The organism is Neobacillus novalis NBRC 102450, from assembly GCF_001591805.1.
Taxonomy (GTDB): Bacteria; Bacillota; Bacilli; order Bacillales; family Cytobacillaceae; genus Neobacillus; species Neobacillus novalis.
Map to the genome: position 1 here is coordinate 21,734 of NZ_BCVP01000019.1, position 9,925 is coordinate 31,658.

Annotated in this window: 8 protein-coding genes; 7 read left to right on the forward strand and 1 reads right to left on the reverse strand. The window is 36.5% G+C overall.

Annotated features, from left to right (window positions below):
* Positions 1 to 2 precede the first annotated feature (2 nt).
* From BANVL01_RS15750 to BANVL01_RS26820, 3 genes are all read left to right on the forward strand, one after another.
* A complete protein-coding gene (locus BANVL01_RS15750) occupies positions 3 to 1,220 on the forward strand; it encodes an ATP-grasp domain-containing protein (protein ID WP_066092053.1) in 1,218 nt (405 codons plus the stop codon).
* 114 nt (positions 1,221 to 1,334) lie between these two features.
* Positions 1,335 to 1,787, forward strand: coding sequence for a CotY/CotZ family spore coat protein (locus BANVL01_RS15755; protein WP_066096933.1), 453 nt, complete (start codon positions 1,335 to 1,337; stop codon positions 1,785 to 1,787).
* A 190-nt stretch (positions 1,788 to 1,977) separates the two neighbouring features.
* Positions 1,978 to 4,143: a YheC/YheD family protein gene (locus BANVL01_RS26820; RefSeq protein ID WP_082805013.1), complete on the forward strand. Its 2,166-nt coding sequence runs from the start codon at positions 1,978 to 1,980 to the stop codon at positions 4,141 to 4,143.
* Positions 4,144 to 4,249: 106 nt separating this feature from the next.
* Here the strand turns inward: BANVL01_RS26820 and BANVL01_RS15765 are convergent, their stop codons facing one another.
* Positions 4,250 to 5,470 carry an ATP-grasp domain-containing protein gene (locus BANVL01_RS15765; RefSeq protein WP_066092050.1) on the reverse strand — a complete coding sequence of 407 codons (1,221 nt, stop codon included), beginning with the start codon at positions 5,468 to 5,470 and terminating at the stop codon, positions 4,250 to 4,252.
* Positions 5,471 to 5,674: 204 nt separating this feature from the next.
* Between BANVL01_RS15765 and BANVL01_RS15770 the strand changes: the two genes are divergently transcribed.
* The 4 genes from BANVL01_RS15770 to BANVL01_RS15785 all read left to right on the forward strand — a co-directional run.
* Positions 5,675 to 7,054 (forward strand): Mur ligase family protein, encoded by a 1,380-nt coding sequence (locus tag BANVL01_RS15770; protein ID WP_066092047.1) that lies wholly within the window; start codon positions 5,675 to 5,677, stop codon positions 7,052 to 7,054.
* A 138-nt stretch (positions 7,055 to 7,192) separates the two neighbouring features.
* On the forward strand, positions 7,193 to 7,651 hold the full coding sequence (locus tag BANVL01_RS15775; RefSeq protein ID WP_066092044.1) for a hypothetical protein: 459 nt from the start codon (positions 7,193 to 7,195) through the stop codon (positions 7,649 to 7,651).
* Between the two features lie 118 nt (positions 7,652 to 7,769).
* Entirely contained in the window at positions 7,770 to 9,068 is a 1,299-nt protein-coding gene (locus BANVL01_RS15780) for a YheC/YheD family protein (protein WP_066092041.1), read from the forward strand.
* A 214-nt stretch (positions 9,069 to 9,282) separates the two neighbouring features.
* Positions 9,283 to 9,925: hypothetical protein (locus BANVL01_RS15785; RefSeq protein WP_439951353.1), on the forward strand; the 643-nt coding region annotated here is incomplete at its 3' end.

Here is a 9,925-nt window from a genome sequence, read left to right on the forward strand (position 1 = left end):
AAATGAAGGCAATTGTTTTTTTGGGATGTAACAACTTCGGCACTAGTAAAGAAGCGCTAACGATAGCGAAAGAAATGGGATACTTCATTGTTTTGTTAACAAACAAGAGGAAGATAAATAAACAGAAATTTCCTGATGTGGATCTTTGTATCTTTTTCAAGGACATTTTAGATGAAACAAAGGTTATAGACGAACTGACCAATATAAAGAAAGACGGAAAACAAATATGTGCATGTATTAGTTTTATTGACCCATATGTTTCTTATGCCGCAAAGCTATCTGAACATCTAGGATTGGTAAAGCTGTCGGCAGACTCACTTTATATGATGGAAAATAAAATAAGGTTCAGAGAAAAATTAAGGGGCCTTTCCAGTTCCCCTTTTTATGTAGTCTTTAATCATGATATACCTGTTGACCAGTTTGTACAGAAGTACAAATCATTTTTACCATTGATATTGAAACCGCCAGCTTCAAATGGCTCAAAGAATGTATTATTAGTTGATACAACAGAGAAGTTTAAGGCAGGAATAACATTTTTACAAAAAAGGTACCCAGGACGCTGGGTATTAGTAGAAGAATATTTAGCAGGACCTCAGTTTCTAATTGAGATCATTGTACACAGCAATGAAATGACAGTTGTCGGAGTCATTGAGCAGGAAATCACTAATAACGAAAGATTTATCGTGACTGGTTATCAATATCCGGCAATGTTAAACAGTGAAGACTATAAGAACCTCGTTGATTCAATCACAAGTATTGTTGATCAAATAGGACTTTCAAATGGCTCGTGTCATTTAGAGATGAGAAATGTACAAGGAAATTGGAAACTAGTAGAGATCAATCCAAGAATGTCTGGTGGAGCGATGAACCAAATCATTGAGGAAGGAACAGGAATTAACCTCATTAAAGAAATAGTAAGAATGGCTCTTGGTGAGCAACCTTTATTAATTGAAACACGAAAACAACATGTTTACGCCATATATTTAACGATTAGCTCTCAAGGTAAACTTCTCAAAGTAACGGGTGTGGATCAAGCTTTGAGGCATAAAGGTGTAAAATACGTTCATATCAAGCCTAAGGAAGGAAATATTTTAATCGTCCCCTACTCTATGGGCAATCGCTATGCATGCGTCATTGCAGCCTCGGAATCTCCAGAAATAGCAAAATCCATCGCAATAGCCGCTGCACAGGAAATAAAGTTTTATTTGGAACCATTTTAAGCGATAAATAAATGGGTGAATTGTCCAAGCGTGAATTTCTTTACAATTCGCACACTCTCCTTGAACGATAAATATCATATTAAAAAGGACAGATACAGGGAGCTGTCAGTGAAATTGAGTAATGAGAAGAGTTGTAAACACGGTATATGTGAAGCGCTTTTTGAATTGAAATCATTACAAGACTTTTTAACCGAATCCTCGACCAAATACTCTGGAAAATTGCTTGCTAAATTAGTAGGAGTAGATACCATTCCTTTCATCTTAATGACCAAAGATGGATTATTTTCACATAGTGGTGAGGTGATCAATCATAAAAACGGAAAGGCAGAGTCCTTTACATCGAATTATTTTCGAATCGAGTCGATTGAAAAAGAAGGATGCCATGCAACGATTTCATTACTTCATCCTCTAGATATACATGGCGATCCTCCACATTCACCTTGTGATGTCATAATATTAAAGAAAACAACTAATTGTATAGAAATTGATTTATTAAGTATATGTGCCATTCAAACCGTAGATATTGAATTACTCAAAAGGGAAATTATTATTGAGCCAAAATGGTAATGCCACACCCTTTGCCCTAGGTTTTTTTGGGGCATTTTTTTTTGGAAAAGTACGGAGCTACGCTGAAAGCATGGATTGCTCGTCCAAACTTCTCAAATATAAATAAAACTGAACTTCTGTCCGTATCAAAGGGATGACTAATTGAATGTAATGTATAAGGTTGTACTGATAAGATGAAGGAGGTTATTCAATGACGTTGATAGGAATGTTACATCATCGTAAAGACCCAAGAACTGTCATTAAATCTTATGCTTATGCAGCGGTTGCTAAAGCAGAAGGAGCGAAGTTTGTCTATTTTTCGCCTGGAACTGTGAATTTTGTTAACAGTTCCATTAGAGGTCAAGTGTATGAAAACGGCAAGTGGGTGGAGAGAATAATGCCGTTCCCAGATGTCATCTACAATACAGGGAGTCCTGAAAAACTTGCCAAGTCTAGGAACATTATTCAAAGATTAAAAGAAAAAATCCCCTTTACCACTCATTCAATTGGTAATAAATGGAATGTTAATGAGCGGTTAAAAGAAGCGAAAGAATTCTCAAACTATCTAATTCCGACAGAAATTGTAAAAGATATGGGGCATTTCTTTAAATTTGTAACTGCATTTGAAAGGGTTGTATTTAAACCGATTGATGGTAGAAAGGGTAAAGGAATCTTTTTCATTTCCAAAAGTGATAATGGCTTTCTCGTTAAGAAGGACTCCGAAAGTATTTCCTACTCGAAACAACAACTGAACGATCTTATCGCATCAAAGCTTTCAACAGGAACCTTTATTATTCAACCCTATATCCAATCCACCACCAAATCAGGCCAAGTGTTTGATTTCAGACTCCATGTTCAAAAAAATGGCGAAGGAAAATGGGTGATCACTACGATCTATCCGCGAGTTGCTCCGATGGGTTCGATAATTGCCAATATAAACAATGGCGGATTCACAAATTATTTAGATCCCTTTTTACAACAAGAATTTAAAGAAGAAGCATTTAATATTAAAAGAAGGCTAGAGCATTTTTCCTTATCATTGGCCAAGCATTTGGATGAGCTTCAAATGATGCACTTCGGTGAAGTCATTGATGAAATCGGTGTAGATGTGGGATTAGATGAAAATTCTAAAATATGGATTTATGAGGTGAATTGGCGGCCAGGTTGTCCACCCGCTTTTTATTTGGAGTTAGATGTTGTCATCAATACGATCAGATATGCCATGTTCCTTGCCAAAAACCAAACTACCATTACAACTACTATAGAAACATTAAAGCAGGAAAAAATGGAAGGAAATAAAAAACCCCCAATTATCGCCATAACAGGGAGTGCCGGTAAAACAACGACGAAAGCCTTCCTTGCATCGATTTTATCAAAGAAATGGAATATATTTGAATCAAAGGATTATTGGAACACAACCGAGCATACGAAAAAACATGCGGCGGAAATCAAACCAACCCATGAAGCAATTGTATTAGAGTATGGAATGGCGTATCCCGGTGTCATTACAGAACATTGCAGCATCATCCAGCCTAATATTAGTATTGTGACAAATATCGGCCTTGCCCATGTAGGAAATTTTAATGGTGATATTACAAAAGTTGCCCATGCAAAATCAGAATTAATCCATGGGATGGACCAAAACGGAGTTCTTTTCCTAAACAAGGATGATCCTAATTCCACCTTTTTAGAGACCGAAAATTTCAAGGGGAAGATTATCACAATTGGAGTAAATTCAGCAGCCGACTACAGAGCTTATGATGTTAAATATGAAGAAACTGGAATGAATTTCAAGATGAAGCTCGGGGGACAGGAGATATCACTTTTCATCCCTATTTTAGGGGAGCATCACATTTACAATGCTCTAAATGCGATTGCAGTTGCAGATTACTTAGGGTTCACGCCAATGGAAATAAAATTGGGACTGCTATTTAAAAAACCACCAAGAAGACTGACGATCTATAACTGCCGTGACAATATTACACTGATAGATGATACCGTTCACTCCCACCCACAAGGGGTAAAAGCTGCCATTGATGTACTTTCAAATATTGGAAAAAACAGGAAAATAGCGATTATTGGACAAATGAGGGAATTAGGAGACTTAAGAGAGGAAGAATATCGTAAAGTCGGAGAATACATTTTTGAAAAAGAAATTGATCTTTTCATCACATACGGCTTTCGGACAGAAGAAATGGGAAAACAGGCAAAAGTAAAAGGTTTCCCTGCTAAAAACATTTACCATTTCACCAACAAGGACGAATTAAATGCTTTGTTAGTAAAGATTATTAAGAAAGATGATACCATTTTAGTCAAAGGAGCCAGTAAAACGAATATGTTTGATATCGTGAAATTTATTGATCAAACGTTTAAATAATTCTAAAGCTAGTAATCTACATTTAATGAACTCTACCCAAGACAGGGACGTCGGCACATTACCGGCGTCCCTGTCTTCGATTAGAACACATTCGCGTATTTCCACATTATTCATCCACCAGATGAAATGTAATCTCGTTTGCAGCATCTTTTGCCAGTTTCTTAGCCTCTACTAAACTTGCCCCTTTAGCAATCACATAGGCATATCGATGTCCCATCGATAATGGGGGAATTAATTTTGTTCCTTTTTTGGGTTTCACATAAACTTCAACCACTCCAGGGGATTTACTAGCTCTGTTCTTCCCGGTGACTTTTTCCAATTCGCCCTTCTTAGAAACAATGAGGTACTGGGTAAATACATAATGCTTATATCTTGGTTTTACAGAGGGCTGTTCACCTAAATATAGTTGGAGTGTTTCTTCCACCAAGCTAAACCCGAAGGCTGCATGAAGCATTTGGTTCATGGCACCGCCGGATATCCTTGGATTGATTTCAATGAGCTTCCAGCCGTTTTTCGTATGGCGTAATTCAAGGTGAAGGGCACCGTTCTTAATGCTGAACTCTGAGACGATAGAATTTAGAACCGCCTCAATTCCAGCCTTTATATAATAGGGGACTTTCGCAAGCACACCATAGCCTGTAATAATAAATCTTTTCCCCTTCGTTATTTCCTGTTCAATGACCCCGATCATATGGATTTTGTTGTTGTATACGAGCGCCTCGACTAGATATTGATTTCCGTCGATATATTCTTCCACAATAATCGATTCTTCGGGATTTCTTTCTTGAAATCTTCTAATATGTTTTTCCAACTGTTCTTGATCCGCAGCCAGCACTACATCTTTGGAGCCTGTCGACTTTGGAGACTTTACCATTACTGGGAAATCAATCTGTGAACTCATTTTTTCTAGAGAAACCGATTCACCCGGTTTGATGACCAAAAACTTAGGAGTATACGGTTGATTTTGCAAGTATACCCTAGTTTCTTCTTTATCCTCCATGATTTTAATTGCTTTGGCTGATGTATAACTCTGACAAAATTCATCACAAAGTACGGAAGCTATATGGACATATGAATCGATAAAACTAACTATGGTTTTAATATCCAACCCCCTAGTGAGGAGGTTGCTAATTTCCTCTTTCATTTTCGATTGGTCATTCGTATCAATAAAAATCATTTCATGTACATCGGTGTACTCTGCTCGTTGTTGTAATTGCTTTTCGTTATTTGTGAAAACAACTGTGAAGTAACCTAGTTGTTCTGCCGCTTTAATCGCCTCTCTGCTGGATCCAGATTTATTTGTACCGATAAAAACAATCGTTTTCAAACGCTCCACTCCCTATAAATAAACTTCATTAGTACAACTCGTTATATAAATATGAATTAAACCGTTTTTTGTATGGTTATGTATCCTGTAAAATGAGTTAGCAGAAAACAATCTTCTAAAAGGACACCAATATTAATCCATATCGTACAAGCATTTTGAGAACGAGCACATATGATGTGAAGGAGAAAGGAGTGTGACAGTGAAATGAAGCCCTTATCGGTCGAGTGTATTAGAACTATCCTTTCCGGTGACTTGATTCAAGGGTCTGATGATGTGATTGTTCATTTTGGCGCATACAGGCTTAAACAAATAAAGAACCAAAATACGATTCTTTTTTTAAGGAATAACGTTGTTAATTTAAAAAAACTAGTGGAATATTTCCCTGTAGTGCTGGTAACAGATCAAACAATTAGCAGAGGTGTGCTATATAAGAATTTAACCATCATAAAGGTCATGGACGTGGAGGAAGCCTATTGGAAATTTGTAAATTACTACCGAAGCCTTTTTCAAATTCCCGTTGTAGCTATTACAGGGACAGCAGGAAAAACAACGACAAAAGCCATGATAAGTCATATTCTTTCAGCTGAAAAAACAATTACAGCAACAAATAGTACCAATAATTCTCGAACAGCTCACCTACAGTATCTCCTTAGCATTGATGATGACACTGAAGCAGCTGTTTTCGAAACAGCAGTTGGTGCACCTGGAGACGTGCTAAAGGCAGGGGAGTATTTTAAACCGACAATCGGGATTATTACAAACATAGGTGCACACCACTTGAATTATTGCAAAACGCTAGAAGGCTATATCCAGGCAAAAGGAGAAATGGCAAAAATACTTGATCATTCAAGTGTACTTATTATTAATTCGGAAGATCATAACACGAAAAAAATAGATTTATCAAATTATCTTGGACGGATTATAAAAGTTGGCATCGATCCATCCTGCCACTTTAAAGCAGATGATATTAAATATTGTAAAGATGGGATGCAATTCTGTGTCCTACACGAGGAGAAATATTACTCTGTTTTCGTTCCAGGTTATGGTGAACATCAAGTTTATAATGCACTAGCCGCTATTGCCGCTGTCCATGAAATAGGAATTGATCTCCCAGTAGCTGCAGATCGATTGAAAACATATAAAAATCTAAATAAGCATCTCCAAGTGTATGAAGGGTTAAATGGCTCTACGATTCTTGATGACACATGGAGCATGACAACAACTTCATTAGAAGCCGCTTTAAAAGTGTTAAGTGAAGTTGGAGAAACGAAAAAAAGAGTGGCTATTTTAGGAACTATCACTGACTTAGGATCATGGGGGTACGCTATTCATGAACAAGCGGGGGAAATCATTTGCAAAATAGGTGTGGATATTCTGATAACTATAGGGTACCACGCCAGTATAATGGCTGATCAAGCATTGGAAAGCGGCTTGAACGCACAGGTCTATACCTTTAGCAATAATCCTTTGGCCTATGATCTTTTAACAAAAATCGTAGACGAAAATACAATAATACTAATTAAAGGAGATATGTATAGCAAACCTATGATAGAATTGGCATCCCAATTACGGAAAAAGCATTAGCTTTCCTTAACATGTGGCGGTAAAGTGGGGAGTTTTTGATTTCATAAGGAATATGGACCTTAATAACGTACAAACAGAATGTCATACTCTGTTGCATTGAATATATTATTATATCCTGATAAAAAGGTGGGATCATAAATGGGTTACGTTTGTCCTTGTGAGGTCCTTGTTAATGCAGTATCGGAAAATAAAAATGTTAAGTTTTTAAGCTCAATTGGAGCATGTAGAGGTAACTTGACTTACTTAGCTGATGTTAGTGCCGCTTCTCTTGAGACTTCGACACTTTCATTCGCATTCGAAAACACGGACTATCCTAACTTTTTCAATTTCTTATTTACTGCAAATACAATTACTTCTATAGCCTGTATGCGGGAAGGTGGAAATTGTGTAGTAACTGTTAAAGGAACGGGAACAGTTAGCAAATTGCCCTTTCCTCCATTTCCTCTTCTTTTTGAAGCGGTATTTACGGATCAAGCTTCTCCAGAAGGGGATGATATTGTACAATCGATTGTCTTAACTGATTTCTTTGAGCAAAAGGGTGCAGCATCTGTACCTCAAGGCACGATTATTGCACGTGGATGCCAGGAAGTAAAATAGCTAGAAAACTCTCGGCGATCCATTCCGGGAGTTTTTGTTATTTCCTTTATTTTAAGTTTCCAAAATATCCGGAAAAAATATTAATTGTTAAGAGGAAAATAACGGGGAGATGGGAACTTTGAAGGCCAGTAGTGGGCGAATCGGTCAATATAAAATATTAAAAACAGTAGGAAGCTTATGTAAACATCTATTGGAAACGGAATTACTCTCAGAGGCTTCATTATTCAAATTTTTAGGAAAGTATAAGACAATTGTCATTAAACCTGTTTTTGGTCCAGATGAGATTTTTATTTCCCATGAAAATGCCAAGTTCGAAATACGATCCGGAGCAAAAATAACCACAGTTATGAACAAAGAGGAAATTTATCCACATCTCATTTGCAATGAAATAACACAGAATTATTATATTATTCAACCAAGATGGATAAATTCAGGGTTTATTAAAAGCCACTTCCAATCCTTTATTACTGTTCACCGGAAATCTGCCTCATCTGAGTGGTATTTAAAATCCAAAGCTGAGAAATATAGCTCTGTATTCGGAAGGTTTTTTTATAAGTTGTTTCTTCAAAAGATAAAAAAACTATCTATTGTTGTAGCGAAAAAACTTGGTGAATCCTTCCCTGGGTGTAATTCCATTGTGATTGACATTGGATATAATCAAAAAGGTAACATATGGATTCAAGATACAGCCCTGCATTTTCCTAAAAGTAAATGGAGCCAATATCTTATACTTACCGATAAGAGTACGCTTGATACCTATTTGCCGGATACGGATTTATTCAGTCAAGTCACTTTTAATGACTTTCTTAACAGATATCATAAAGTAATCATTAAGCCTTGTTTCGGGAAAGAAGGCTTAGGCATCGTTCAAATTTCTTCAAACAATCACCTTTCTTATGAAATTCACACAGGCAGAAAGAAATTCACGAAATCGAGCCTTGAAGAAACATATCAATTTATTGAAGAACATTATCTTTCTAAGAAATATTATCTTGTCCAACAAAAAATAAATTTAGCAATGATAAACGACTGTCCAATGGATGTAAGAGTGATCGCGCAAAAGGTTGATTCTAACTGGAAAATAACCGGAAAAATCGTTAAAGTCGCTGAAAATGATTTCTTTATTACCAATGTAGCCCAGAAGCTCCTATCACTAGAAGATGCTATTAGGTACTTGAACATTTCCAATCTAAATAACGATACGCTTGAATCAAAAATTGACGAGATTTGTATCTCTGCTGCGGGGCAGCTTGAAGCGGATATGAAAGAGATCAATATGATTGGCTTTGACATTGGGATTACAGATCAAGGGAATTTATGGATTATTGAAGGAAATTATAACCCTAACCTCTCGATGTTTTATATGCTTGAGGATAAAAAGATTTATATGAAAATGTTGAAAGCTAAAAGAAAATAAACGAATCTTGTACCATGATTAGGGTTAAGTAAGTGTACATTTGTTCATTAATCATTGTGATATTATTTATAACTTGGGTGGTGATCAAGCACATCGATAATTGTACATATTGGTAAGCCTTATTTTAAATTTCTTGGAATTGTACAGGAACAAAAGCAGCAAATAGGCATAAATAAATACAGTGACGTTTGGTTTGATATGGGAGTGAAATGTTATGAAGACTCCATGGATAAACTACGAAAAGATGCACCAAATAACTGTAAAACAAAATGCTCACTATTTTCAGCATATTTATCGGAAAAGTACAGAAGAGTCTAATGATATTAGCGATTCTGATACTGAACCAAGCAGTGTTGATACAGTTGAGACATATACGGATGCTGAACTTGTTTCCCAGGTTGATGAGGATTTTGTAGCTGATCATGTTATTGAAAGAAATGATTCCACTGAATTTGAGGATGTTTTACAAACTGACCATGCCGATGAAACGAATGTTGAGCCCCAAAGCGATTCTGCTATTGAATCTGTGCATCCTTCTGAATCCAATTCTGAAAAGGATGAAAGAAATCATACAACTGGCACATATGATCTCAGTGAATTATCGGATTATCCGGATACTGAGATTGTTTCTCAGGATGAGGATTCTCTAGCTGATCATGTTATTGATAGAAACGATTCCACTGAATTTGAGGATGTTTTACAAACTAACCATCCCGATGAAACGAATGTTGAGCCCCAAAGCGATTCTGCTATTGAATCTGTGCATCCTTCTGAATCCAATTCTGAAAAGGATGAAAGAACTCTTACAAATGGCACTTATGATCTCAGTGAATTATCTGATTATACGGATACTGAGC

Coding starts and splice junctions, on each gene's coding strand:
- BANVL01_RS15750 (WP_066092053.1), top strand. CDS start 3: ATGAAGGCAATTGTTTTTTTGGGATGTAACAACTTCGGCACTAGTAAA.
- BANVL01_RS26820 (WP_082805013.1), top strand. CDS start 1,978: ATGACGTTGATAGGAATGTTACATCATCGTAAAGACCCAAGAACTGTC.
- BANVL01_RS15770 (WP_066092047.1), top strand. CDS start 5,675: ATGAAGCCCTTATCGGTCGAGTGTATTAGAACTATCCTTTCCGGTGAC.
- BANVL01_RS15775 (WP_066092044.1), top strand. CDS start 7,193: ATGGGTTACGTTTGTCCTTGTGAGGTCCTTGTTAATGCAGTATCGGAA.